Raw genomic sequence first — 23,307 nt, 5'->3', positions numbered from 1 at the left:
GTGAAGCGAAGGCGCCCCAAACCCATCAGACCCTGGCTGCCGCTGCTCGCCGCGCTGCTCATGGTCCTCGGGCTGAGCTCGGCGACGGCGACGGTGGCCTACGGACAGGACGACACCCGGCAGGCCGCCCAGCAGACCCTCACCTGGACCGCGGGTGACGACATCACCAAGTACACCTCGGCCCCCACCACGGCGGTCGCCGGGAAGACCACCATCGTCTTCGAGAACAGCACGGCCACCGGCAACACTATGGGGATGCCGCACACCCTGACGTTCGACGTCTCCGACCCGGAGTACAACAACGACGTCCCGCTGAACATCCTCGCCAACCCCTCGGACGACAGCGGCGGCAAGCACACCGCCGAGGTCACCCTCAGCCCCGGCCGCTACCGCTACCACTGCACCATCCCCGGCCACGGCCAGATGCAGGGCATCCTGGTGGTCACCGACGGCGGCGGGGGCGAGGACACCACCGCCCCCGAGGCCACGGCGAAGGTCGAGGGCGAGAAGAACGCGGACGGCGCGTACATCGGGATGGCCACCGTCTCGGTGTCCGCCACCGACGAGGGCTCCGGTGTGGACCGGATCGAGTTCGCCGAAGGCGACGGGGCGTTCCAGCCCTACACCGCCCCGGTGATGGTCCACCAGGTCGGGCAGCACACCATCCGCTACCGGGCGGTGGACAAGGCGGGGAACGTGTCGGAGGTGAAGTCGGTGGACTTCACCGTGGTGGCGCCGCCGACGGACGACACCACACCGCCGGAGACCTCCGCCACCGTCTCCGGTGAGAAGGACCCGTCCGGTGCGTACATCGGCATGGCCACCGTGACCGTCACCGCCTCGGACACCGGCTCCGGGGTCAACCGGATCGACTACGCCCTGGGCCAGGGGGAGTTCCAGCCCTACACCGGTCCGGTGATGGTCCATGACGCGGGCGCGCACACGGTGCGCTTCCGGGCGGCGGACAAGGCGGGGAACGTGTCGCAGGTGAAGTCGGTGGACTTCACGGTGGTGGTGCCGCCGGCCGAGGACACCATCCCGCCGTCGACCTCCGCGCAGGTCGACGGGACCAAGAACTCCGACGGCGCCTATGTGGGCAGCGCCAAGGTCACGCTCACCGCCGCGGACGACGACTCCGGGGTGGAGAAGGTCGAGTACTCCCTGGACAGCGGTCCCTACCTCGCCTACACCACCCCCGTGGTGGTGGACCGGGTGGGCCGTCACACCGTGGCGTACCGCGCCACCGACAAGGCGGGCAACACCTCCGAGGCCCGCCAGCTCGCCTTCACCGTGGCCGAGGGCGGCGGGGTGCCCGCACCCGCGTGTCCGGAGTGGGACGAGCGCCTGACGGTGATCGTCGGCACGGTGGACACCGGCGTACCCAACCGCATCACCCGCAGCCGCTGCACCATCAATGAGCTGATCGAGGACGAGAAGGACTGGTCCTCCCACGCCCTCTTCCTCAAGCACGTCACCTCCGTCACCGACAAGCTGCTCACCGACGGCGTCATCGACCAGCGCGAGTACCGGGCGATCAACAAGGCGGCCAAGCAGTCCGGGATCGGCAAGCCCGGTCAGGACGAGGGCTACCGCCCGCTGTTCGACGGCACCCAGAAGTCCCTCGACAGGTGGCAGCACGTGGGCGGCGGGGCCTTCGGTCTCAATGACGACGGCAGCATCACCAGCAGCACCTCGGTCCAGGGCATGGGCATGCTGTGGTTCCCGCAGCGGACCTACGACGACTTCTCGCTGAAGCTCCAGTTCCGCGATGACGCACCCGGGACGGGCAATGCCAACGGAGGTGTCTTCGTGCGCTTCCCGTACGTCCATGACCACCCCGAGGAGTCCCGCCCGGAGTGGGTCGCCATCAAGTACGGGCACGAGGTGCAGATCCTCGACCGCCCGGACGGCGATATGTACAAGACCGGGTCGATCTACGGTTTCGACCGGGTCGGGCTGGCCGGGGCCGGGGTCACCCCCAAGGGCAGCTGGAACGACTACGAGATCCGGGTGGTCGGTCAGCACTTCTCGGTCTACCGCAACGGTGTGCTGCTCAATGAGTTCGACAACACCGGTGGCCAGGAGTTCACCCCGCCGCGCTCGGACGACCCCGGCACGGACGGCCGTCGGTACTCCTCCGGGTACATCGGTCTCCAGGTCCACAGCACCGACGATGTGATCTCGTACCGCGACATCCGCATCAAGGAGCTGTAGGAACCGCCTCGTACGGTATGAGGAACGGCGCGAGGGTGAGTGGCCGCCGGAGCACCCCAGTCCCCGGCGGCCACGGACCGTGGGTCACGGGCCCCGAGGTTACCTTAGGTAACACTCATCGGTAACCCCTGTGCTCCAGAGCTGCCAAACCCCCGCTCCCGGCTTGCGGTGGCGGGAGTTTGACGTAACGTCAGAAGGCTGGGGCGGTCAGGACGCCAGGGTGTCCAGAATCCCCTGCCCGTACTTCACCAGCTTGTTCTCGCCGACCCCGCTCACCGTGCCGAGCTCCTCGAGCGTGGCCGGGGCGCGGGTGGCGATCTCGCGCAGGGTGGCGTCGTGGAAGACCACATACGCGGGGACGCCCTGCTCCTTCGCGGTCGCCGCCCGCCAGGCGCGCAGCCGCTCGAAGACCGGCACGGCCTCCTCGGGCAGATCCACCGGGGCCTTCTTGGCCTTCCCCGAGGCCCCCGTCTTCCCCTTCGCGGTGCGGGACGCCTTCTCCGGCTCGCGCCGCAGCCTGATATCGCGCCGCCCGTTCAGCACCTCAGCGCTCGCGTCGGTGAGCACCAGCGTGCCGTAGTCCCCCTCGACACCGAGCACCCCCTGGGCCAGCAACTGCCGTACCACACCGCGCCATTCGGCCTCGCGCAGCTCTGTGCCGATACCGAACACCGACAGCGCGTCATGGTCGAACTGGATGACCTTGGCCGTCTTCTTGCCGAGCAGGATGTCGATGATCTGCCCCGCGCCGAACTTCTGGTTGCGCTCCCGCTTGAGCCGCACCACCGTGGACAGCAGCTTCTGCGCGGGGATGGTGCCGTCCCAGGACTCCGGGGGAGTGAGGCAGGTGTCGCAGTTGCCACAGGGGGTGGACTCCTGGCCGAAGTACGCCAGCAGCCCCACCCGGCGGCACTCCACCGTCTCGCACAGCGCCAGCATCGCGTCGAGATGGGCGCCGAGGCGGCGCCGATGGGTGTCGTCGCCCTCGGAGGTGTCGATCATCTTCCGCTGCTGGACCACGTCCTGGAGCCCGTACGCCAGCCATGCGGTGGAGGGCTGTCCATCCCGCCCGGCCCGGCCGGTCTCCTGGTAGTAGCCCTCCACGGACTTGGGCAGGTCCAGATGGGCCACGAACCGCACATCGGGCTTGTCGATGCCCATGCCGAACGCGATCGTGGCCACCACGACCAGACCGTCCTCGCGCAGGAAGCGCGCCTGGTGCTCGGCGCGGGTCGGCGCGTCCAGCCCCGCGTGGTACGGCACCGCGTCGATGCCCTGGGCCACCAGGAACTCGGCCGTCTTCTCCACCGAGGAGCGGGACAGACAGTAGACGATCCCCGCCTCGCCCGGGTGCTCGGTGCGCAACAGCTCCAGCAGCTGCTTCTTCGGCTCGTTCTTGGGGGCGATCCGGTACTGGATGTTCGGGCGGTCGAAGCTGGCCACGAAGTGCAGCGCGTCCTGGAGCTTCAGCCGGGACGCGATCTCGGCGTGGGTGGCCTCGGTGGCGGTCGCGGTCAGCGCGATCCGGGGCACGGTGGGCCAGCGCTCGTGCAGCTCGGACAGGGCCAGATAGTCGGGCCGGAAGTCGTGCCCCCACTGGGCCACACAGTGCGCCTCGTCGATGGCGAACAGCGAGATCTGGCCCCGGTCCAGCAGCCGCAGCGTGGACTCGACCCGCAGCCGCTCCGGCGCGAGATAGAGCAGATCCAGCTCGCCCGCGAGGAACTCGGCCTCGACCATCCGCCGCTCGTCCAGGTCCTGGGTGGAGTTGAGGAACCCGGCCCGCACCCCGAGGTTCCGCAACGCGTCGACCTGGTCCTGCATCAGTGCGATCAGCGGCGAGACGACGACACCGACGCCCTTCCGCACCAGCGCCGGGATCTGGTAGCACAGCGATTTGCCACCGCCGGTCGGCATGAGGACGAGCGCGTCACCACCGGCCACCACATGGTCGATGATCTCCTGCTGCCCTCCCCGGAACGAGTCGTAACCGAAGACGCGGTGCAGAACGCCGAGCGCCTCGCTCGTCTCGGGGCCGGGCGGGTCGCTCATATCGGGGCCGGTGTCGGGGAGAGCCATCCGGCGATTCTAGGGTGCCGGGAGGTACTCGCGGTGACCGCCTGTGGACAACCGGCCGGATGAGGCAAGGTGGGTGGGCACAGTGGCCGATGAGACGGCGACATGCCATGCTCATGCCCACTTGCTCCGTCCATCCTTCCCCCACGAGGAGGCCGATCGTGAGATCCAGCACGTTCCTACGTGCCTTACCCGCCGCGGTGACGGCGGTGCTCGCCCTGACGGCCGGACAGGCCATGGCCGCCCCCGCCTCCGCCCCGGCGGAGCACACCGCCGCCGCGCGGACGGTGACGTACGACGCCAGCGGGGCCGCCGAGTTCAAGGACGCCGTGGCCAAGGGCGCGGCGATCTGGAACGAGAGCGTGGTCAACGTCCAGCTGAAGCCGGCCGCGTCCGGGCAGCGGGCCAACGTCCGCATCATCGCGGACAACGGCTGGCCCCGCACCCTCTCGACCGGTCTGGGCAGCGGCACGATCTACTTCGGCCGCGAGGCCGTCGACGAGGGCTACAACACGGTGCGGATCTCCTCGCACGAGCTCGGCCACATCCTCGGTCTGCCGGACATGAAGCCGGGGCCGTGCTCGAGCCTGATGTCCGGCTCCACCGCCGGGGTCTCCTGCACCAACCCCAACCCGAACGCCGCCGAGAAGGCCGAGGTCGAGGACAGCTTCGGCCTCGTGGGCGCGGGCGCGACGGCCGCCGCGACGCCGCGGATGTACCGGGACTGACCCGCTGTACCGAGTGAGCGGGCCGGGAGCCAGGCCCCCGGCCCGCCCACCCCGTCACCGCCACCTCGGTACGTCCTCAGACGGTGATCACTTCGGTGTCGGGCAGCGCCCGGAACGGGCCGAGCTGGTCATCGGTGGCGCCGCTGTCGGTGACCAGCGTCCACGGCCGGTCCAGCGGCGCCCAGGCGGTGAACGGGGACTGGCCCAGCTTGCTGCTGTCGGCCAGGACGTACACCTCCTTGCCGCGGTCGGCCATCATCTCCTTGAGCGAGGTCTGCTGGAGGCTCGCCTCGCAGATCCCCAGCCGCGCGTCCAGCCCGTCGGCGCCGAGGAACACCTTGTCCGCGGTCAGCCGGGACAGGGTCAGCTCGGCGAGCGGTCCGACGAAGCCCTGGCTGACATGGCGCAGGGTTCCGGCGAGGGTGATCAGCTCGATGCCGTCCGCCTCGGCCAGCTCGCGCACCGCGGTGAGACCGCAGGTGATCACGGTCAGATCGCCGCGGGCGCGCAGATGGTGGGCGACCCGCCCGGTGGTGGTGCCGGCGTCGAGGATGACGGTGTCGCCCGGCCCGATCCGCGCGGCCGCCCAGCGCCCTATCCGGTCCTTCTCGGCGACCGCGAGCCCGCTGCGCTGCCCCAGGGTGGGCTCGGCGGTGTGACCGGCGCTCATCGCGCCGCCGTAGGTGCGGGCGATGGTGCCCTGTTCGGTGAGGAGCGCGAGATCCCGGCGGATGGTGGAGGGCGTCACCTCCAGCGAGCGGGCCAGCTCCTCCACGACGACCGTGCCGTCGGTCTGGATCATCCGGGCGATCCGCTCCCTGCGGTCTCCGGCGCGCAGCCGTCCGCGCTCCTCCGCCCCGGCCCCCTGACGCATCGCGGCCCCCGTCCTTCCGTAACTCTGCGCGACTCTGCGCAGCCCTGAGCAACCTTACCAGTCTGCGCATTTCGCGCCGTTTCGTCGCAGACTCCGGGGAAATGCTTGCGTGTTACGTGCAATCATGTGCAGGCGTGCCGCCCACAACACGCATGCGTTCGGGGCCGCGGGATGACCGGATGGGCACACCCTCCCGGGCGCCGTCCCGGGTCAGCTCTCCACGCGCAGCGGCGGGTCGGCCAGGCCCCGGCCCCTCGGCAGCAGCACCGTCCGCAGGGCGACCGAAGGGGACATCAGCCGGGACGGGCCCGCCGCCAGATAGATGACATCGCGGAACGCCGCGCCGACCACCCGGTCGATCGCCGCCCGGTCCGCCAGCCGCCCGAAGTACCAGCTCCGCAGCCGCTCGGCCGCCCCCGGCGGCGTGGTGTCCCCGTCCGCGGCGTAGGGGCGGTCCGCGCCGACGGCGGTCAGCCAGGCGGTGTCGCTCGCCCGGGCCACGGCGCGCTGCGCCGCGGCCGCGAAACCGGGCCGCAGGCCCCCCTCGGCCAGGCAGCCGCGCAGGGCCAGCCCGCTGAGGGCGGCCACCGCCATGCCCTGGCCGTAGATCGGGTTGAAGGTGCAGGCGGCGTCCGAGACCGCGAGGAACCCCTCGGGCACCCCGCCCGGGGCGTCATAGTGGCGGCGGCGGTTGGAGGTGTCGCGGAACCCGTACGGCGGGGACACCGGCTCACAGGTCAGCAGATGCTCGTACAGCGCCGGCTCGCCCAGGGACTTGACGAAGCCGGGCACCTCCGAGCTCTCGGTCGGCGGATGCTGACCGCGCACCCCGCCCAGCGTCAGCAGCCAGTTGCCGCCCTCGACCGGGGACCAGGCCGCCCCGCGCGGAAGGTCCGGGCGCGGTTGGACGACCATCGCCATGTCCAGCGGCTCGACGGGCCGGAACATCTGGGTGCAGTAGCCGATCCCGGCGTCGACGACCTCCTCGCGCGGCACCGGAGCGCCCAGCTCCGCCAGCCACTTGGGGGCGCGCGAGCCGCGCCCCGAGGCGTCGACGACCAGCTCTGCGGGCAACTCCCGCTCGGCGCGCCCGGCGTCCCGCGCCCGCACCCGTACGCCGGTGACCCGGTCCGCGTCGCCGAGCAGCCCGGTGGCCTCGGTGCCCTGGAGCACCTCCACCCGGGTCCCGGACCCCTCGGCCTCGGCGAGCACCCGCGCCCGTACGGTGGCGTCGAACAGCGCCCGGGTGCAGCTGGTGGTGGCATGTCTGCCCTCGTGGAAGCGGCGCTGCCAGCCGTTGGCGCCCTTGGTGATCACATCGCGCGGCGCCTCCAGCCGGTGCGCGCCGGCCGCCTCCAACTCCCCGTTCAGTCCGGGGAACAGCTCCTCCAGGGCGCGCCGCCCGCCGCTGAGGAAGACATGCAGATGGCGGCCCTGGGGCACGCCCTTGCGGAAGGCGGGCCGGTCCGGGTAGCGGTCGCGCTCCACCAGGGTGACCGTGTCGACGTGGCCGAGGAGCGCGCCCGCCGCCAGCGTGCCCGCGAGACCCCCGCCCACCACCACCGCGTCGCCCTTGCCCATATGCCCGCCCCTCCCGCCGACCGTGATCGATAACGGCCCAAGCCTGGTGTCCCGGGCTTGGGCCGTCAACCACACACGGTTACGGGACGACCACGATCTTCCGGCCCACTCCCGCCTTGAACTGGTCGAGCGCCTTGGGGTACTCCTCCAGCGGCGTCCGGTGGCTGATGAAGATCTTCGGGTCCAGCACCCCGCTCGCGAACAGCCCGGCGGCACGCTCATAGCTGTGCAGCACGGCCATTGAGCCGGTGATGGTGATCTCCTGGTTGTAGATCTTGTACGGCTCGATGGTGGCCCGCGTCGCGTAGTCGGAGACACCGAACTGAAGGAACGTTCCGGCTTTGGCCACCCGGCCCAGGCCGTCCTGAATGGCGGCCTGGTTGCCGGTGGCGTCGATGACCACGTCCCAGCCCCGCGGCTGGTCCAGCTCGTCCGCCGAGGCGGCGGACCGGGTGCAGCCGAGGGTGGTGGCGGTGGACAGCCGCTCGGCGTTGACATCGAGCATGTCCACGCTGGTGGCGCCGGTCCGCTTGGCCAGCTCCAGCATCATCAGCCCCATGGTGCCGGAGCCGTAGATGAGCACCTCGGCGCCCAGGTTGCCGTTGAGCACGTCATAGCCGCGCACCGCGCAGGACAGCGGCTCGATCAGGGCCGCGTCGGCCACGTCCACGTGCTCGGGCAGTTTGACGCAGTTGGCCACCGGGGCCAGCGCGAACTCGGCGGCGCCGCCGGGGACGCTGACCCCGATCGCGTTCCAGTTGTCGCACAGATTGCCCCGGCCGATCCGGCAGTAGCGGCACTCGTGGCAGTGCAGGGAGGGGTCGACGGCCACCCGGTCGCCCACCGCCAACTCGGTGACACCGCTGCCCACGCCGACGACCACACCGGCGAACTCATGCCCGGGGACGATCGGCAGGGTGGGCGCGAACTCCCCCTGGAGGATGTGCAGATCGGTGCCGCACAGCCCGCAGGCCGCCACGTCCACCACGACCTCACGGGGGCCCGGAGTGGGGTCCGCGACCGTGGCGACGGTGACCTTCCCGGGGGCTTCGATGACTGCGGCCCTCATTTGACTGCTCCTAGCGACAGGCCCTGGACCAGCTTGTCCTGGGCGGCGAAACCGGCGGCGAGCACCGGCAGGGAAATCACGATCGACGCGGCGCACACCTTGGCCAGGAACAGCCCCTGGCTGGTCACGAACGTCGTCAGGAACGCCGGGGCGGTCTGGGCGACCACACCGGTGAGCACCTGGGCGAAGAGCATCTCGTTCCAGCTGAAGATGAAGCAGATCAGCGAGGTGGCGGCGATGCCCGGACCCGCGATCGGGGCCACGACCCGCCACAGGATGGTGGGCAGCCGCGCCCCGTCCATCTGGGCGGCCTCGATGATCGACACCGGCACGTCGGCGAGGAAGGACTGCATCATCCACACCGCGATCGGCAGGTTCATCGAGGTGTAGAGGATGACCAGCAGCCAGACGTTGTCCAGGAAGCTGATGTTCCTGGCGAACAGGAACACCGGCAGCAGCCCGGCCACCACCGGCAGCATCTTGGTGGACAGGAAGAAGAACATCACATCGGTCCACTTGCGCACCCGCCGGATCGACAGCGCGTACGCCGCCGGAAGCGCCAGCACCAGCACGAAGCCGGTGGAGAAGAGCGATGTGCCCATCGAGTTCAGCAGCGAGGGCCAGGGGCTGGCCCCGCCGCCCGAGCCGAAGAACTCCTTGTACCCGTCCAGGGTCAGCGAGGCGGTCAGCGACGGCGGGTTGGTGGCGGCGTCGGCCTCGGAGTGGAACGAGGTCAGCAGCATCCACAGCACCGGCAGCACGAACACGATGCCGACGAACCAGGCCAGCAGGCCCAGCGCCGCACCGCGCCGCTTGGCCCGGCGGGCGGGCTCCGGAAGGCCGGTGATGGTGACCGGCGTGCTCACGGCGGTCATGCGTGGGACACCTCCTCACGGAAGAGGGACGACACCACGCGCAGCGCGAAGGTGGCGATGATGATCGTGCCGATCACCACGACGACCCCAGCGGCCGATGCCAGCCCGTACTCGTGGGCGTTGTAGAAGGTTTCGTAGATGGTGTAGGGGAGGTTGGCGGTGTCCAGGCCACCGCGGGTCATGGTGAACACGGCGTCGAAGTTCTGCACGATGTAGATGGACCCCAGCAGGGTGCCGAGCTCCAGATAGCGGCGCAGATGCGGCAGGGTCAGAAAGCGGAAGATCTGCCAGTTGCCCGCCCCGTCCAGCCGGGCCGCCTCGATCATGTCCAGCGGGCGGCTCTGGAGCCCGGCCAGCAGGATGAGCATCATGAATGGCGTCCACTGCCAGATCAGCGACGCCTCCACCGCGATCAGCGGCGTATCGGTGAGCCATTCCGGCTGGGGCCCGCCCAGCCAGTTGAGCACGCCGTTGAACAGGCCGTACTCGGGGTTGTACAGCGCGTGCTTCCACAGCAGCGCCGAGGCCACCGGCACCAGCAGGAACGGCGCGATGAGCATGGTGCGCACCAGGCCCCGGCCGCGGAACTTGCGGTCGAGCAGCAGCGCCAGCAGCAGTCCGAGCACCACGCTGACGATCACCACGGAGGCGGTCAGCAGCACGGTGGTGAGGATGGACTCGCGCAGCGACGCGTCGCTGAGCACCGTCTTGTAGTTGTCCAGCCCCGCGAACGCGCGGCGGTCGGGCCGGAACGAGTTCCAGTCGAAGAGCGAGATCACCAGCGTGGCCACGAACGGAAGCTGGGTGACCACGATCAGGAAGATCAGCGCGGGCAGCAGCGGTGCCCGGGTGGCCCACTCCCGGGCCCGGTTCCGGGTCGCCATGGGGCGCCCTGAGGAGGCGGGGGCCGCGGTCGGTGGCCGCTGGCCGCTGACGGGTACTGCCGTCGTCGGATTACTCATCGGTACTCCTCGCCGACCTTCTCGGCCAGCTTCTGCGAATTCTTCAATGCCGTCTCGACGGACTGCTTACCGGCGATCGCGGCGCTGATCTCCTGGGCGACCTTGGTGCCGAGATCGGCGAATTCGGGGATGTCGACGAACTGGATGCCGATGGTCGGCCGCGGCTGCACTCCGGGATCGCGCGGCTTGGCGCTGGTGATGGCCTTGCGCGTCTGCTCGGAGAAGGTGCTCGCAGTGTCGCGGTACTCCGGGTTGGAGTAGGTGGACGACCGCTTGCCGGCGGGCACATTGGCCCAGCCGAAGGTCTTGCCGACCAGGGACTCGTATTTCTTGCTGGATGCCCAGGAGATGAACTTCCACGCGTTGTCGGGGTGGCGCGACGCCTTCTGCACGCCCCAGGCCCAGGTGTAGAGCCAGCCCGAGGTGTCGGTCTTCACCACCGGCGCCTGGACATATCCGATCTTGCCCTTGACGGGGGACCCCTTGGCCTCCAGCGACCCGGCGGCCGAGGTGGCGTCGTACCACATGGCGCTCTTGCCCTGGGTGAGGTTGTTCAGGCACTCGGCGAAACCCGACTGGGCCGCACCGGCCTCACCGTGCTTGCGCACCAGGTCGACATAGAACTTGGTCGCCTTGATGAATTCCGGCGAGTCCAGCTGGGCCTTCCAGTCCTTGGTGAACCAGGTGCCGCCGAAGGTGTTGACCACCGTGGTGAGCGGGGCCATCAGCTCGCCCCAGCCGGGCAGTCCGCGCAGGCAGATGCCGTTCATCCCCTTGCGGGAGCCGTCCACCTTGGCGGCGATGTCCGCGACCTGCTGCCAGGTGGGCCGCTCGGGCATCTTCAGATGCTTCTCGGCGAGGACGTCCTTGCGGTACATCAGGAACGACGACTCACCGTAGAAGGGCTCGGCGTAGAGCTTGCCGTCCTCGGCGGTCAGCGACTCCCGCATCGAGGGGAGGACGTCCTTCTGGTCGAATGCCTTGTCCTTGGCGGCATAGCCGTCGAGCGGCATCAGCCAGCCGTTCTTGGCGTAGAACGGCACCTCGAAATTGCTGATGGTGGCCACGTCGTACTGGCGCGCCTGATTGGCGAAGTCCTGACTGATCTTGTCGCGGACCTCGTTCTCGGGCATCATCGTGAAGTCGACCGTAATGCCCGTTTCCTTGGTGAAATACTTCTTGGTGAGTTTTTGCAGATCCACCATCTGCGGGTTGTTCACCATCAGGACGCGGATGGTCTTGTCGCCTGAGCTGCCGCCCCCCATACCGGCGCAACCGCTCAGGAGCGCGCCCGCGGTCAGGGCCACCAGCGGTATCCGGGCAGCACGAAGAGTCAGGACTGGCATAACGGGTCCAATCGAAGGGACGTGGGGAAGGAAAAACAGCGGGGGAGGGCGTCAGACCCTGACGATCTGGGGGCCCAGCAGCGAATAGCGGTGTGCCTCGGTCAGCGGCAGACCGGTGTCGGTCACGATCGTTTCGAAGTCCGAGACATCCGCGAACCGGCAGAAGCTGACGGCTCCGAATTTGGTGTGCACCCCGGAGAAGATCTTCCGCCGGGACACCCGCACCACCTGCGCCTTGACCTCGCTGACCGCCGGATCCGGGGTGGTCAGGCCGTACTGGCGGGAGATGCCGTTGGCGCCGATGAACGCCAGGTCGATGACGAAGCCCGAGAGCATATGGGTCGCCCAGTGGTCGACGGTGGCCATCGTGCCCCCGCGCACCCGTCCGCCGAGGAGCAGCACGGTGGTGTTGTCACGGGTGGCGAGGCCGGTGGCGGTCGTGAGGGAAGCGGTGATCACGGTGAGCGGCCGGTCCCTCGGCAGGGCCTCCGCGATCAGCTGCGGGGTGAATCCCTCGTCGATGAAGACCGTCTCGGCATCGCCCAGCAGATCGGCCGCCGCCGTCGCGATCCGCGACTTCTCCGGTACGTGCATGGTGGTGCGGAAGGCGAGGGTGGTCTCGAAACCGGCGCTCTCCACGGGGTAGGCGCCGCCATGGGTACGCCGCACCAGCCCGTGCTGTTCCAGGACCCGCAGATCGCGGCGCACCGTCTCCTTGGACACCCCGAGGTCGGCGGCGAGCTTGCCGACGTCGACGACGCCGGCACGGCGAGCCGTGTCGAGGATCTCCCGACGGCGTTCCTCCGCATCCACGCCGCACCTCCTGCCTAGGTCTTTCGCTTGCGTGGCAGTTTTACAAGCGTGCAACAGGGGAAGCCAGTCTTGGCACCACAGAGATCGTGACCGTATGCGCCCGTTTCACAACCGTTATAAGAGCAGGTCGGGGCGGATGGTGCAACGGACGGTGAGGAACCCGGCTGCCTGATTCTCCACCCGGCGGGCCCGTTTCTCGCCCGTTTGCCGAAAGAAGGCGTGAACGGAGCCCGTCCGGGCGGGTTCAGATACTGGGGAATGCCCGAACGGACATGTGCTAGAGGCGGGCCGGCGCCCACGCGGCGTCGAGAATCCGGCCCGCGACCTTGACCGAGTCCACCAGCGGATGAAGTGCCAGGGCCCGCAGGGCCGCACCGCGGGCGATGCCCGAATCGCTGCCCGCTTCGGTCGTGGCCGCCTCGATGGCCGAGCGCTCCACCGCCTTGAGCGTCAGCATCAGGCCGAGCTGGTCCGGCGCCACCGCGCCGGTCGCCAGCGGCCGCGCGCCGCCCGCGTCCACCAGGCACGGCACCTCCACCACGGCGTCCTCGTCAAGACCGGGGACGGCCGTCCGGTTGCGTACGTTGAGGATCAGCGTGGCGCGCTCGTCGCGGGCGATCGCCCGCATGATGGCCAGCGCGATCCGGTCGTAGCCACCGCCGTCCAGATCGCAGGAGTCGCGCTCCCAGCCGCCGGTGGCCTCGCGGCTCTCGGCCATGTACGTGGCCTCGCGCTCCAGCCGGGTGCGCTCCCACTCCCTGAGCGCCCCGGGCGCGCCGGAGCCCGCCGTCGCGTAGAACCGGGCCTGCTGGTCGCGGAGGAACTCGCCACGGGTGGCCGGGGCCTGCCGGATCGAGGCCACCGCCTCCCGGTTGAAGTAGTAGTAGTGCAGATACTCGTTGGGCAGCGCGCCCAGCGCCCGCAGCCACTCGGCGCCGAAGAGCTTGCCCTCCTCGAACGACTCCAGGGCGCCGGTGTCGCCCAGCAGCTCCGGCAGCCGGTCCCGGCCGTCCACCACCACCCGGCGCAGCCAGCCCAGATGGTTCAGGCCCACATAGTCGTACGTGGCCCGGTCCGGGTCGGCGCCGACCGCCCGCGCGGCGCGGCGGCACAGGCCGACCGGGGAGTCGCAGATGCCGATCACCCGGTCGCCGAGCACCCGCTGCATCGCCTCGGTGACCATGCCTGCCGGGTTGGTGAAGTTGATGACCCAGGCGTCCGGCGCCACGGTGGCGATCCGCTCGGCGATCCGCACCGCCACCGGCAGGGTGCGCAGCCCGTAGAGCACCCCGCCAGCGCCGACGGTCTCCTGCCCCAGCACCCCCTCGCCGAGCGGAATCCGCTCGTCGTTCGCCCGGCCCTCGAGACCGCCGACGCGGATGGCCGAGAAGACGAAGTCGGCGCCGCGCAGCGCCTGATCGAGATCGGTGGTGGCCCGGACCGCGGGGGCGGTGGGGCGGCCCGTGGCCTGTTCGGCCAGGACCGCGCGGATCGCGTCCAGCCGGCGCCGGTCGGTGTCGTACAGCACCAGTTCGGTGCAGCGCCCCGCCTCGTCCCCGGTGTCATCGAGCAGCGCCCGGTACACCAGGGGCATACGGAACCCTCCGCCGCCCAGCACGGTCAGCCTCATACGGTCACTACCTCCACATCGCCCTCGCGGAACACGTCGAGCGTCGCCGGGTCGGATGCCTTGTTGGTGATCAGGGTGTCGATGCCCTCCGGTCCGCAGACCCGGGCGAGGCCGGTGTCACCGGGGAACTTCCCCGCGGTGACCAGCAGCACCACCTCCCGGGCCGCGCCGAGCATGGCCCGTTTGACCGGCACCTCCACATGGGTGCTGTCCAGCACGCTGCCGTCGGGGAGCACCCCGCTCGCGCCGAGGAAGAGCCGGCCGACCCGCAGCTGGCGGATGTTGGACTCGGTGAGGAAGCCGACCACGGAGCGGTAGTTGGCGCGCACCTGCCCGCCCAGCAGGATCAGGGTCACCTCCGGGTCGTCGCGCAGCTCGTCGTAGACCGCGAGATTGCTGGTCACCACGGTGACCGGACGGCCGCGCAGCAGCTTGGCGAGCTGGAGGGTGGTGGTGCCGATGTCCAGCAGCAGCACATCGCCGTCCGCCACCAGCTCCGCGGCGGCCCGGGCCACGGCCTGCTTGTCGGCCAGGTCGTCGACCACCACCTCGCTGAACGGGCGCTCCTCGTCCTGAGGGGGCGCCGCCACCGCGCCGCCGTAGACCCGGGTGAGCCGGCCCGCCCGGCCCAGTTCGGTGATGTCCCGCCGGGCCGTGGCCTCGCTGACGCCGAGACGCGTGGCGATCTCCCCGATGGGCAGCACGCCCTCCGCGCCGAGGATGCTCAGCAGCTTCTCGTGGCGGCTCTCTCGCAGCATGGTGGCAACGTACTCCAGGTGAGCGAGTGTGCGCGACTCTGATCGACCTCTTGCATTCACCCCAGGTGAGGTGCAAGGTTTCGCTCACGCCACGAGGGTCCTTCTGACGGCCCTGGGCGCGAACAGGCCCCGCCGGACAAGGAGAGGCACGTCGGTGAGCACCACGGCCGGAACCCCCGATCCGATCCACCCGATCGACCCGCTCGCGGCGCTGCGCGCCCCCACGGACCCCGAGCACGACGTCTACCTCACCGGCACCGTGTTCCTGGACATCATCTTCACCGGGCTCGACCACGCCCCCGTCCGCGGCACCGAGTCCTGGGCGCGCGGCATGGGCTCGAGCCCCGGCGGCATCGCCAACATGGCCACCGCCCTGGCCCGGCTGGGCCTGCACACCACGCTGGCCGCCGCCTTCGGCACCGATGTCTACGGCGACTACTGCTGGGAGAGCCTGGCCCTCGGCGAGGGCGTGGACCTCACCCCCTCCCGCCGCGTGCCCGGCTGGCACTCCCCGGTCACCGTCTCCATGGCGTACGAGGGCGAGCGCACCATGGTCACCCATGAGCACCCGGCCCCGCCGCCCGCCGTCCGGGGCGCGCCGCCCCGCTCCCGCGCCTGTGTGGCCACCTTCGAACCGGGGCGGCAGGACGACTGGGTGGGCCGGGCGCACGCCCAGGGCAGCAAGATCTTCGCCGATGTCGGCTGGGACGAGACCGGCCGCTGGGACCCCGCCGCGCTCCCCGATCTGCCCTACGCCCACGCCTTCCTGCCCAACGCCACCGAGGCCCAGCGCTACACCCGCACCGACAGCCCCGAGCGGGCGGTGCGCGCCCTGGCGGAGCTGGTGCCGATCGCCGTCGTCACCCGGGGCGCCGAGGGCGCCGTGGCCATCGACTCGCTCACCGGGGAGCGGGCCGAGGTGCCCGGGCTGCCCGTGGACGCGCTGGACCCGACCGGGGCCGGCGATGTCTTCGTGGCCGGATTCATGACCGGCACGCTCGCGGGCTGGCCGCTCGCCGACCGGCTCGCCTTCGCCAACCTCACCGCCGCCCTCTCCGTCCAGCACTTCGGCGGCTCCCTGGCCGCGCCCGGCTGGCCGGAGGTGGCCGCCTGGTGGAACCGTGTGCGCCGGGCGGCCGACGACGGGGCGGACGCGGCCGGACTCGCCCGCCGCTACGCCTTCCTTGGCGAGCTGATCCCGGACCGGGTGCGCGGCTGCCCGCGGCTGCGGGCCCTGCCCACCATCGGTTTCCGGGTGCATGACAGTGCCCAACGGCCCTGACGGTCCTGATCACCGCATCGAGGAGAACCCTATGGAACTCGCCCGTACCGGGGCGCGCCGGACACGCGGCAGAGCCGTCCCGGCCGCGCTCGCCCTCGGCGTCGTCCTGCTCGCCGCGGGGTGTGTCCCCGGCACCGACGGCTCGGGGGCCGCCGGTGCCGGGACCGGCGTGGCCACCGCCATACCCGATCCGGCGAAGGCCGGAAAGACCACGCTGACCGTGTGGGACCAGGAGATACGCGGCGGGACCAACGGCGAGATACAGCAGCTGAACCGGGAGTTCGAGCGGAAGTACCCCAATGTGCGGATCAAGCGGGTGGCCCGGAGCTTCACCGATCTGAAGACCACCCTCAAGCTGGCCGTCTCCGGCAACCACCCGCCCGATGTCATCCAGGCCAACCAGGGCTACCCGGACATGGTGGCCTTCGTCCGGGCCGGGCTGCTCGCCCCGCTGGACAACTACGCCGGGATCTACGACTGGAACACCCGCTACCCCGCCACCCTCCTGGGCCTCAACCGGGTCTCCGCCGACGGCAATGACTTCGGCAGGGGGCGGCTGTACGGCATCTCCCAGACCGGCGAGTACATCGGCCTCTACTACAACAAGGACAAGCTGAAGCAGGCGGGGCTCCGACCCCCGCGCACCTGGGGCGAGTTCACCGACGGCCTGGCCCGGCTCAAGGACCGCGGCCAGCTGCCGATCCAGTTCGGCAACCTCGACAAGTACCCCGCCATCCACACCTTCGGGGTGCTGCACGACCAGCTCGGCGCCGCCGGCGCCCGTGACACCGTCCTCGGCCGCGGCGACGGCTTCGACAACGCCGCCACCAAGAACGCCGCGGCCACCCTCGCCGACTGGGCGAAGCGCGGCTATCTGCCCGGCGGCGCCAACGGCCTCGGCTACGACGACGCGGCCAAGAAGTTCGCCTCAGGCGACGGCGCGTATCTGCTGACCGGCACCTGGCAGCTGGCCGACCTGAAGAAGCCCATGGGGGACAAGCTGGGCATCATGCCGCCCCCGCCCGCCAAGGCCGGCGGCGACCCCGTCACCACCGGCGGCCAGGGCCTGGCCTGGTCCATCACCTCCCGCTCCCGCCACCCGGAGGTGGCCGCCGCCTATCTGGACTTCCTCACCGACGCACACGCCGCCGATGTGATGACCCGGCACGGAGTGCTGCCCGCCGTGCCCGCCAAGGCCGCGTCGGGGGTGAGCCCGGACAGCGCCGACGGCCAGATGATCGCCGGGTGGAAGCGGCTGAGCGCCGCCGATGGACTCGTCCCGTACCTGGACTACTCCACCCCCACCTTCTACGACACCCTCTCGGCCGCCCTCCAGGGCGTGGTCAGCGGCAAGACCTCACCGGACAGCTTCGCCGCGACGCTCCAGAAGGACTACGGCGCCTTCATGAAGAAGCAGCGCGAGCAGCACACCTCGGCGGGACCCCGATGAGGCTCGCCGCCCTGACCAGGGCCTACCGCCGCCGCGCGCCCGGCGAACCACGCGCCATCGGCTACCTCTACATCCTGCCCGCGGTGATCGTGTACGCCGTCTTCCTGCTCTACCCCTTCGGACAGTCGGTCTGGCTGTCCTTCGTGCACTGGGACGGGCTGACGGTCGCCACCCCCGCCGGATTCGACAACTACCGCGCGCTGTTCACCGACGCGAGTCTGCGCGCCCCCTTCCTCCACGCGCTGCTGCTGCTCGTCTTCTACGCCGCCCTGCCGGTGGCCATCGGGCTGCTGCTGGCCGCCGTGATGTCCCGGGCCCGGATCCGGGGGATGACCTTCTTCCGTACGGTCCTGTTCCTGCCGCAGGTCCTCGCGCTGATCGTGGTCGGCGTGGCCTGGCGCTCGATCCTCGCTCCCGACGGGCTGCTCAACGACGCCCTCCGCGCGGTCGGCCTCGGCGGGCTCGCCCGCCCCTGGCTCGGCGACTACACCTGGGCGCTGCCCGCCGTGGGCGTCGTCGGCACCTGGGTCGGCACCGGGCTGTGCATGGTCCTCTTCCTCGCCGGGGCCCAGCGCATCCCGCGCGAGCTGTACGAGGCGGCGCGGATGGACGGCGCCGGGCCGCTGCGCGAGTTCCGCACCGTCACCCTGCCCGGTCTGCGGCCGCAGATCGCGGTGGCGCTGACCCTGACCATCGTGGCGGGGCTGCGCAACTTCGACCTGATCTACATCACCACCAGCGGTGGCCCCGGGAACGCCACCTCCGTCCCCGCCTACGAGGTCTACCACCGGGCCTTCGAGACCAACCAGGTCGGCTCGGCCGCCGCCGTCGGCGTGGCCCTCACGGTCCTGATCTTCGTCCTGACCGTCACGGTCTCCCGGCTCGTGGAAGGGCGGCGGGCATGACCACACGCCTGGAACGCAACGTCACCTACGGCATCCTCGCCCTCTTCACCGTCATCGCCCTCACCCCCGTGATCGGCATCCTCTCCACGGCCTTCGGCGCACAGAACTCGCTGGACACCGGCTTCTCGCTGCCGAGGGACGGGCTGCACTGGAGCAACTTCGCCGACGCCTGGAGCCGTGGCCACTTCGGCACCTATCTGGGGAACTCGGTCCTGGTCACGGCGGTCGTGGTGGCCGCCACCACCGTGCTGGCCATCCTCGCCGCGTACGCCTTCGGGGTGATGCGCTTCCCCGGCTCCACGGTGCTGTTCCACCTCTTCGTGATCGGGCTGACGCTGCCCCAGGAGGCGCTGGTCGTCCCGCTCTACTTCGATCTGCGCTACGCCGAACTCACCGACAGCTACTGGGCGTTGATCCTGCCGCAGACCGCGCAGTCCCTGGCCTTCGGGGTCTTCTGGATGCGTACGTACTTCCGCGGCAGCGCACGGTCGGTGATCGAGGCGGCCCGGATCGACGGGGCGAACACCTGGACCACGCTGTGGCGGGTGCTGGTCCCGATGGGCCGCCCGGCGATCTCCACCATGGTCGTGATCACCTTCATGTGGACCTGGAACGAGTTCCTGATGGCCCTGGTGATGGTCAGCGACGAGGCCCACCGCACGGTCCCCCTCGGCCTCGCCTTCTTCCAGGGGCAGCACAGCTCCGACGCGGCACTGCTCGCGGCGGCCTCGGTGCTCATCGCCCTGCCCGTGGTCGTGGTCTATGTGGCACTCCAGCGCCGGTTCATCGAGGGCATGCTGGGCGGGGCGGTGAAGGAGTGAGCCCGGCGGGCGCCCGGCTCATGCCGAGGGGGTGCGGCTGACCGGGCGGCCGAGGCGGGCCACGGCGCGGGCGAAGACGGCCGCGTCGTGCACCGCCGCCCCTCCCGTGTCGTTGTTGAAGTACGCGTAGACCTCCGCGTCGGCCGGCCAGGTGTCCGCGATCCGCCGCGCCCAGGTGGCCAGCGCCTGGCGCCCGTAGCGCGGGGCCGGGCGGGCGAGGCCGCCGTGGAAGCGCAGATACCCCCACTCCGCGGTCCGCCACAGCGGGGTGACCGGCCGGGAGCCGGAGTCGGCCCAGCACAGCGCGGCCGCGCGGCGCTCCAGCACCGCGCGGATCTCCTCGGTCCACCAGGAGGTGTGCCGGGGTTCGACGGCCACCCGGGTCCCGGAGGGGAAGCAGCCCAGACAGCGGTCCAGCAGCTCGCCGTCGGCCCGCAGGGTGGGCGGCAGCTGCACCAGCACCGGGCCCAGCCGGTCGCCGAGCCCGGCCGCATGGGACATCAGCCGCGCCACCGGCTCCTCCGGATCGCGCAGCCGCTTGATATGGGTGAGGTAGCGGCTGGCCTTGAGCGCCATCACAAAGCCCTCGGGCAGCCGCTCCCGCCAGGTGGCGAACTGGTCGTACGAGGGCAGCCGGTAGAAGGCGTTGTTGCTCTCCACCGTGGCGAAGGCGCGGGTGTACTCCTCCAGCCACAGCCGCTGCGGACAGCCCTCGGGGTAGAGATCGCCGCGCCAGTCCCGGTACTGCCATCCCGAGGTGCCGATCAGGGTGGTCATGCCTCGCCCGGATGCCAGGGCGGCCACTGCCCGGGCCGGTCCTCCCAGTGCACCTGGGCCGGGTCCTCCAGGTCGATATCGGGGAAGACCTGCCGGACGCGCGGCTCGAACTCCTCCCGTTCCAGCGGTTCGCACCCCAGGCCGCGCAGCCGCACCAGCCGGTAGCGGCTGTCGGCCTCGATTGACTCGACGAAGACGGGGTAACCGGAGTCGTCCGGGTCTGTGGCGTTCTGCATACCTCCAGGGTGCCGGGTCTCCGGTATCCGCGCGCCCCGGCCACCGGCCGGGAACCGCCGGTTCGCGACGGGCGGACCGTCGGCTTGACATGGGAGATGAATCCTTCAGGAGCGGGGGTGAGTCATGATCTTCACCGACCGGACGGACGCCGGGCGGCGCCTCGGCGAGGCACTGCGCCCCCTGGCGGATGAGAAACCGGTCGTGCTCGGGCTGCCGCGGGGCGGGGTGCCGGTGGCCTTCGAGGTGGCCCGGGCGCTCCATGCGCCCCTGGACGTGATCATCGTCCGTAAGCTCGGCGTCCCCTACCACCGGGAGCTGGGGTTCGGCGCCATCGGCGAGGGCGATGTACGGGTCATCCACGAGGCGATCGTCCGGATGAGCCGGGCCGATCAGGAGGACCTCGCCGAGGTGGAGCGGACCGAGCGGGAGGAGCTGGCCCGCAAGGCGCACCGGTTCCGCCAGGGCCGCTCGCGGATCCCGGTCGAGGGCCGCACCGTGATCATCGTGGACGACGGCATCGCGACCGGCGCCACGGCCCAGGCCGCCTGCCGGGTGGCACGGGCCCAGGGAGCCGCGCGAGTGGTCCTCGCCGTGCCGGTGGCGCCGCCGGACGCGGTCGCCGCGCTGCGCGAGGACGCGGACGAGGTGATGGCCCTCTCCACCCCCTCGGACTTCGCGGCGGTGGGGGAGTGGTACGAGGACTTCTCGCAGACCGCGGACGACGAGGTGGTGGAGTTGCTGTCCCGGTCGACCGGAGAGGCCGGTGAGGCGCATCCTGGAAGGTGACGCAGGAGGTGAGCGCGATGGAGACGATCGTGGGATGCGACATTCAGATGGAGTTCCGTGAGATCGGCCCGCTGACCGAAGCGGTCGTCCGGCTGAGGATGCACGACGGCACGGAGATGCTGGCCCAGGGCCGGGCCAACCGCAACCCCGACGACCCGGCACAGCCGAGGGTCGGCGAGGAGATCGCGGCGGCGCGGGCACTGACCAATCTGGCGCACCGGCTGATCGGCAAGGCAGGCGGCGACATTGAGGAAGTCACCCATTCCAAGGCGCATTTGGTGATGTAAGGCCGTTGAGGCGAAGGAGCGTCCGCCGCGGTGGTCCACCGCGGGCGGAGGCTCCTGTGCCTGTGCGGGGGTGTGCACTGTCCGTGTGCGTTCAGCGGTGGCCGAGCGTGAGCTGCTGGCCGGGCCGGATCAGATCCGGGTCGGCGCCGACGACCTGGCGGTTGATCTCGTAGAGCCGCTCCCAGCCGCCCGCCACTCTCTCCCGGTCCGCGATCCGGGAGAGGGTGTCGCCGTGGACGACGGTGTACGACCCGGCCCGGGGCTGGGCCTTGGCCGGCGGTTCGGGCACGGCCTTCGGGACGATGAGCAGCGGCTCGGCCCTCGTGGTCGTGACGGCCGTGACGGTGGTGGCGGTCGGGGTCGGCGAGGTGGGCGTGGGGGTTGAGGCGGCGTTCGCCTGGCCGATGCCGATGAGCGGCAGGGCGACGCCGGCACCGCCCGCGGTGATCGCGAGCGAGGTGCGGGAGACACGGTGGGGCCGGGGCCGGCGATGACGTCCGCGTGCTGCCATGGAGTCCTTCTTCCTGTCCTGGTACGGCAGTTGGCGAGTGCGATGGCTGCCGAACAGTAATCCCAGGGTTCTGGCGTGGACAAGGCGTTCGGTTGTTTGCGGTAGAGAATCCAATGTGAGGAATTTGAGCGCCGACGCGATCAATGTGCACCGGACATAAGAGCCCGCGCGCGGGGAAGGGAGACCAAAAGGGAGGAATGCCCGGGAGGCATCGGGGCACCCGCCCTCGATGCCGGTGGCCCGGCAGACGGCTGACCTCGGGAGGTCGCTCATGAGTCAACGGAACGGTTCGGTTCCTCGGCGCACGGCCCGGCGCACGGCGGCAGCGCGGTCCCGGCCGCCCGTCTTATGCGCCTTGCTGATCGGCGCGCTGGCCACGGTCAGCGCGTGCGGCAGCGACACCGGGGACGGGGACTCCGCGCGGCGCGCCTCGTCCGTCACCTCCGCCTCCTCCGCCGCGCCACCCTCCTCTCCTTCGGCCGCCTCCTCGGCCTCCTCCGGGAGCGGCTCCTCCCGGAACGAACGGCCCGCCTCGCGGACCGCGCAGTCCCCTCCGCCCTCGGCGCGGCCCTCGCACCCGGCCTCCTCGCGGCCCGCCGCCGCGTCCGGGGCGCGCCGCGTCTGCTCCAAGGCGCAGTTGACGCTGTCGGTGGGCCGGATGGACATCGGCGCCGGCAATGTGTACCTGCCCCTGGTGTTCACCAACAGGTCCACCACGACCTGCACCCTCACCGGATATCCCGGTGTCTCGCTGCTCGACTCCACCGGCGCGGTGATCGGCGACCCCGCCACCCGGCGCGGCCCCACCCGCCCCCCGGTCTCCCTGCCGCCCGGCGCCAGCGCCTCGAGCAGTCTGCACACGCTCAACGAGGGCATGAACGACACCCCGTGCCGGCGCGCCGCCGCGCGGATCCGGGTCTATCCGCCGGATTCCTTCGACGCGATGAACGTCTCGGCCCGGTCGTTCCGGGTGTGCGGAGGCGTGTTCGAGGTCGAGACGATGCAATCCGGAACCGGGGGATGACACCGGCATATCGGGGGGCTCCCGGGCGCGCGGAAGTGTCCGAAAATCTTGACAACGCAGGCGCCGACTGGCCGTGTTCACTCTTTCGCAATCATTAGGGGTAGGTCACCATAGGGATGCCTCATATGAGCCGTTAGGGAGCGTCCGGAGGGGGACGGTGTCATGGAGCGAGTCGCGACCGAGGTCGAGACAGAGCTGCTGGACCTTTCGGGGGCGACACTCGAAGACCTCGAGCGGTACGAAGGGCTTTCCGCGGTGACGGAGTGGCTGCTCGACATAGTCCGGTGCCCACCGACGGTCG

Annotated in this window: 22 protein-coding genes and 1 pseudogene; 9 read left to right on the top strand and 14 right to left on the bottom strand. The window is 70.7% G+C overall.

From position 1 onward, the window contains the following. Positions 1–60: 60 nt before the first annotated feature. Positions 61–2,214 carry an OmpL47-type beta-barrel domain-containing protein gene (locus ACT2CW_RS06715; protein WP_445516222.1) on the top strand — a complete coding sequence of 718 codons (2,154 nt, stop codon included), beginning with the start codon at positions 61–63 and terminating at the stop codon, positions 2,212–2,214. Positions 2,215–2,421: 207 nt separating this feature from the next. Here ACT2CW_RS06715 and recQ read toward each other — a convergent pair whose 3' ends face one another. Then, positions 2,422–4,293 (bottom strand): DNA helicase RecQ, encoded by a 1,872-nt coding sequence (gene recQ / locus ACT2CW_RS06710; RefSeq protein ID WP_445515892.1) that lies wholly within the window; start codon positions 4,291–4,293, stop codon positions 2,422–2,424. A 158-nt stretch (positions 4,294–4,451) separates the two neighbouring features. On the opposite strand from recQ, the gene ACT2CW_RS06705 reads away from it, so the two are divergent. Beyond that, entirely contained in the window at positions 4,452–5,018 is a 567-nt protein-coding gene (locus ACT2CW_RS06705; protein ID WP_445515891.1) for a snapalysin family zinc-dependent metalloprotease, read from the top strand. Between the two features lie 76 nt (positions 5,019–5,094). Here ACT2CW_RS06705 and ACT2CW_RS06700 read toward each other — a convergent pair whose 3' ends face one another. From ACT2CW_RS06700 to ACT2CW_RS06660, 9 genes are all read right to left on the bottom strand, one after another. Beyond that, the gene (locus ACT2CW_RS06700) at positions 5,095–5,892 is read right to left on the bottom strand and encodes a DeoR/GlpR family DNA-binding transcription regulator (protein WP_164428398.1); all 798 of its coding nucleotides are present in this window, start codon (positions 5,890–5,892) and stop codon (positions 5,095–5,097) included. Between the two features lie 210 nt (positions 5,893–6,102). Further along, positions 6,103–7,473: an NAD(P)/FAD-dependent oxidoreductase gene (locus tag ACT2CW_RS06695; protein ID WP_445515890.1), complete on the bottom strand. Its 1,371-nt coding sequence runs from the start codon at positions 7,471–7,473 to the stop codon at positions 6,103–6,105. A 79-nt stretch (positions 7,474–7,552) separates the two neighbouring features. Further along, positions 7,553–8,542, bottom strand: a complete 990-nt coding sequence (locus tag ACT2CW_RS06690) for a zinc-dependent alcohol dehydrogenase family protein (RefSeq protein ID WP_445515889.1) — start codon at positions 8,540–8,542, stop codon at positions 7,553–7,555. After that, the gene (locus ACT2CW_RS06685; protein ID WP_445515888.1) at positions 8,539–9,417 is read right to left on the bottom strand and encodes a carbohydrate ABC transporter permease; all 879 of its coding nucleotides are present in this window, start codon (positions 9,415–9,417) and stop codon (positions 8,539–8,541) included. Before ACT2CW_RS06685 ends, ACT2CW_RS06690 begins: the two co-directional genes overlap by 4 nt. After that, entirely contained in the window at positions 9,414–10,379 is a 966-nt protein-coding gene (locus ACT2CW_RS06680; RefSeq protein ID WP_445515887.1) for a carbohydrate ABC transporter permease, read from the bottom strand. The genes ACT2CW_RS06685 and ACT2CW_RS06680 overlap by 4 nt, the downstream gene beginning before the upstream one ends. Then, positions 10,376–11,725 carry an ABC transporter substrate-binding protein gene (locus tag ACT2CW_RS06675; protein WP_164428406.1) on the bottom strand — a complete coding sequence of 450 codons (1,350 nt, stop codon included), beginning with the start codon at positions 11,723–11,725 and terminating at the stop codon, positions 10,376–10,378. Before ACT2CW_RS06675 ends, ACT2CW_RS06680 begins: the two co-directional genes overlap by 4 nt. 51 nt (positions 11,726–11,776) lie before the next feature. Beyond that, complete coding sequence (locus ACT2CW_RS06670; protein WP_020866433.1) at positions 11,777–12,538, bottom strand: DeoR/GlpR family DNA-binding transcription regulator; 762 nt, start codon at positions 12,536–12,538, stop codon at positions 11,777–11,779. A 277-nt stretch (positions 12,539–12,815) separates the two neighbouring features. Then, on the bottom strand, positions 12,816–14,168 hold the full coding sequence (locus ACT2CW_RS06665) for a 6-phospho-beta-glucosidase (protein ID WP_445515886.1): 1,353 nt from the start codon (positions 14,166–14,168) through the stop codon (positions 12,816–12,818). Then, positions 14,165–14,926 (bottom strand): DeoR/GlpR family DNA-binding transcription regulator, encoded by a 762-nt coding sequence (locus ACT2CW_RS06660; protein WP_445515885.1) that lies wholly within the window; start codon positions 14,924–14,926, stop codon positions 14,165–14,167. Before ACT2CW_RS06660 ends, ACT2CW_RS06665 begins: the two co-directional genes overlap by 4 nt. A gap of 154 nt (positions 14,927–15,080) precedes the next feature. Here ACT2CW_RS06660 and ACT2CW_RS06655 point away from each other — a divergent pair, with 154 nt between their 5' ends. From ACT2CW_RS06655 to ACT2CW_RS06640, 4 genes are read left to right on the top strand one after another with little or no spacing between them, the layout of a single operon-like run. Next, positions 15,081–16,208, top strand: coding sequence for a carbohydrate kinase family protein (locus tag ACT2CW_RS06655; RefSeq protein ID WP_445515884.1), 1,128 nt, complete (start codon positions 15,081–15,083; stop codon positions 16,206–16,208). 31 nt (positions 16,209–16,239) lie between these two features. Then, positions 16,240–17,658 (top strand): extracellular solute-binding protein, encoded by a 1,419-nt coding sequence (locus tag ACT2CW_RS06650; RefSeq protein ID WP_445515883.1) that lies wholly within the window; start codon positions 16,240–16,242, stop codon positions 17,656–17,658. Beyond that, a complete protein-coding gene (locus tag ACT2CW_RS06645) occupies positions 17,655–18,563 on the top strand; it encodes a carbohydrate ABC transporter permease (RefSeq protein WP_164428412.1) in 909 nt (302 codons plus the stop codon). Before ACT2CW_RS06650 ends, ACT2CW_RS06645 begins: the two co-directional genes overlap by 4 nt. Beyond that, entirely contained in the window at positions 18,560–19,384 is an 825-nt protein-coding gene (locus ACT2CW_RS06640; protein WP_164428414.1) for a carbohydrate ABC transporter permease, read from the top strand. Before ACT2CW_RS06645 ends, ACT2CW_RS06640 begins: the two co-directional genes overlap by 4 nt. Before the next feature lie 18 nt (positions 19,385–19,402). On the opposite strand, the gene ACT2CW_RS06635 is transcribed toward ACT2CW_RS06640, so the two are convergent. Together ACT2CW_RS06635 and ACT2CW_RS06630 are read right to left on the bottom strand one after the other, a co-directional pair. Beyond that, on the bottom strand, positions 19,403–20,161 hold the full coding sequence (locus ACT2CW_RS06635; protein ID WP_445515882.1) for a DUF72 domain-containing protein: 759 nt from the start codon (positions 20,159–20,161) through the stop codon (positions 19,403–19,405). Further along, on the bottom strand, positions 20,158–20,397 hold the full coding sequence (locus ACT2CW_RS06630; RefSeq protein ID WP_164428418.1) for a hypothetical protein: 240 nt from the start codon (positions 20,395–20,397) through the stop codon (positions 20,158–20,160). Before ACT2CW_RS06630 ends, ACT2CW_RS06635 begins: the two co-directional genes overlap by 4 nt. A 124-nt stretch (positions 20,398–20,521) precedes the next feature. On the opposite strand from ACT2CW_RS06630, the pseudogene ACT2CW_RS06625 reads away from it, so the two are divergent. Both ACT2CW_RS06625 and ACT2CW_RS06620 read left to right on the top strand, forming a co-directional pair. Beyond that, positions 20,522–21,169, top strand: a pseudogene (locus ACT2CW_RS06625) (phosphoribosyltransferase); the annotation flags it as partial. Positions 21,170–21,201: 32 nt separating this feature from the next. Further along, positions 21,202–21,471: a DUF1876 domain-containing protein gene (locus ACT2CW_RS06620; protein WP_037952439.1), complete on the top strand. Its 270-nt coding sequence runs from the start codon at positions 21,202–21,204 to the stop codon at positions 21,469–21,471. 91 nt (positions 21,472–21,562) lie between these two features. Here the strand turns inward: ACT2CW_RS06620 and ACT2CW_RS06615 are convergent, their stop codons facing one another. Both ACT2CW_RS06615 and ACT2CW_RS06610 read right to left on the bottom strand, forming a co-directional pair. After that, on the bottom strand, positions 21,563–21,982 hold the full coding sequence (locus ACT2CW_RS06615) for a LysM peptidoglycan-binding domain-containing protein (protein ID WP_037952635.1): 420 nt from the start codon (positions 21,980–21,982) through the stop codon (positions 21,563–21,565). Positions 21,983–22,258: 276 nt separating this feature from the next. Beyond that, positions 22,259–22,648, bottom strand: a complete 390-nt coding sequence (locus ACT2CW_RS06610; protein ID WP_445515881.1) for a hypothetical protein — start codon at positions 22,646–22,648, stop codon at positions 22,259–22,261. Here ACT2CW_RS06610 and ACT2CW_RS06605 point away from each other — a divergent pair. Beyond that, positions 22,641–23,006: a DUF4232 domain-containing protein gene (locus ACT2CW_RS06605; protein ID WP_233361466.1), complete on the top strand. Its 366-nt coding sequence runs from the start codon at positions 22,641–22,643 to the stop codon at positions 23,004–23,006. The genes ACT2CW_RS06610 and ACT2CW_RS06605 overlap by 8 nt on opposite strands. Positions 23,007–23,307 lie beyond the last annotated feature (301 nt).

The organism is Streptomyces sp. NEAU-174 (assembly GCF_052665095.1).
This window is presented reverse-complemented; position numbering and strand designations above follow the sequence as displayed.

Bases quoted from the DNA above. Each gene is read 5' to 3' on its own strand.
- ACT2CW_RS06620 (WP_037952439.1), top strand. From the start codon at position 21,202: ATGGAGACGATCGTGGGATGCGACATTCAGATGGAGTTCCGTGAGATC.
- ACT2CW_RS06630 (WP_164428418.1), bottom strand. From the start codon at position 20,397: ATGCAGAACGCCACAGACCCGGACGACTCCGGTTACCCCGTCTTCGTC.
- ACT2CW_RS06665 (WP_445515886.1), bottom strand. From the start codon at position 14,168: ATGAGGCTGACCGTGCTGGGCGGCGGAGGGTTCCGTATGCCCCTGGTG.
- ACT2CW_RS06685 (WP_445515888.1), bottom strand. From the start codon at position 9,417: ATGACCGCCGTGAGCACGCCGGTCACCATCACCGGCCTTCCGGAGCCC.
- ACT2CW_RS06715 (WP_445516222.1), top strand. From the start codon at position 61: ATGGTCCTCGGGCTGAGCTCGGCGACGGCGACGGTGGCCTACGGACAG.
- ACT2CW_RS06640 (WP_164428414.1), top strand. From the start codon at position 18,560: ATGACCACACGCCTGGAACGCAACGTCACCTACGGCATCCTCGCCCTC.
- ACT2CW_RS06610 (WP_445515881.1), bottom strand. From the start codon at position 22,648: ATGTCCATCCGGCCCACCGACAGCGTCAACTGCGCCTTGGAGCAGACG.
- ACT2CW_RS06615 (WP_037952635.1), bottom strand. From the start codon at position 21,982: ATGGCAGCACGCGGACGTCATCGCCGGCCCCGGCCCCACCGTGTCTCC.
- ACT2CW_RS06695 (WP_445515890.1), bottom strand. From the start codon at position 7,473: ATGGGCAAGGGCGACGCGGTGGTGGTGGGCGGGGGTCTCGCGGGCACG.
- ACT2CW_RS06680 (WP_445515887.1), bottom strand. From the start codon at position 10,379: ATGAGTAATCCGACGACGGCAGTACCCGTCAGCGGCCAGCGGCCACCG.
- ACT2CW_RS06700 (WP_164428398.1), bottom strand. From the start codon at position 5,892: ATGCGTCAGGGGGCCGGGGCGGAGGAGCGCGGACGGCTGCGCGCCGGA.
- ACT2CW_RS06605 (WP_233361466.1), top strand. From the start codon at position 22,641: ATGGACATCGGCGCCGGCAATGTGTACCTGCCCCTGGTGTTCACCAAC.
- ACT2CW_RS06660 (WP_445515885.1), bottom strand. From the start codon at position 14,926: ATGCTGCGAGAGAGCCGCCACGAGAAGCTGCTGAGCATCCTCGGCGCG.
- ACT2CW_RS06645 (WP_164428412.1), top strand. From the start codon at position 17,655: ATGAGGCTCGCCGCCCTGACCAGGGCCTACCGCCGCCGCGCGCCCGGC.
- ACT2CW_RS06690 (WP_445515889.1), bottom strand. From the start codon at position 8,542: ATGAGGGCCGCAGTCATCGAAGCCCCCGGGAAGGTCACCGTCGCCACG.
- ACT2CW_RS06675 (WP_164428406.1), bottom strand. From the start codon at position 11,725: ATGCCAGTCCTGACTCTTCGTGCTGCCCGGATACCGCTGGTGGCCCTG.
- ACT2CW_RS06635 (WP_445515882.1), bottom strand. From the start codon at position 20,161: ATGACCACCCTGATCGGCACCTCGGGATGGCAGTACCGGGACTGGCGC.
- recQ (WP_445515892.1), bottom strand. From the start codon at position 4,293: ATGGCTCTCCCCGACACCGGCCCCGATATGAGCGACCCGCCCGGCCCC.
- ACT2CW_RS06650 (WP_445515883.1), top strand. From the start codon at position 16,240: ATGGAACTCGCCCGTACCGGGGCGCGCCGGACACGCGGCAGAGCCGTC.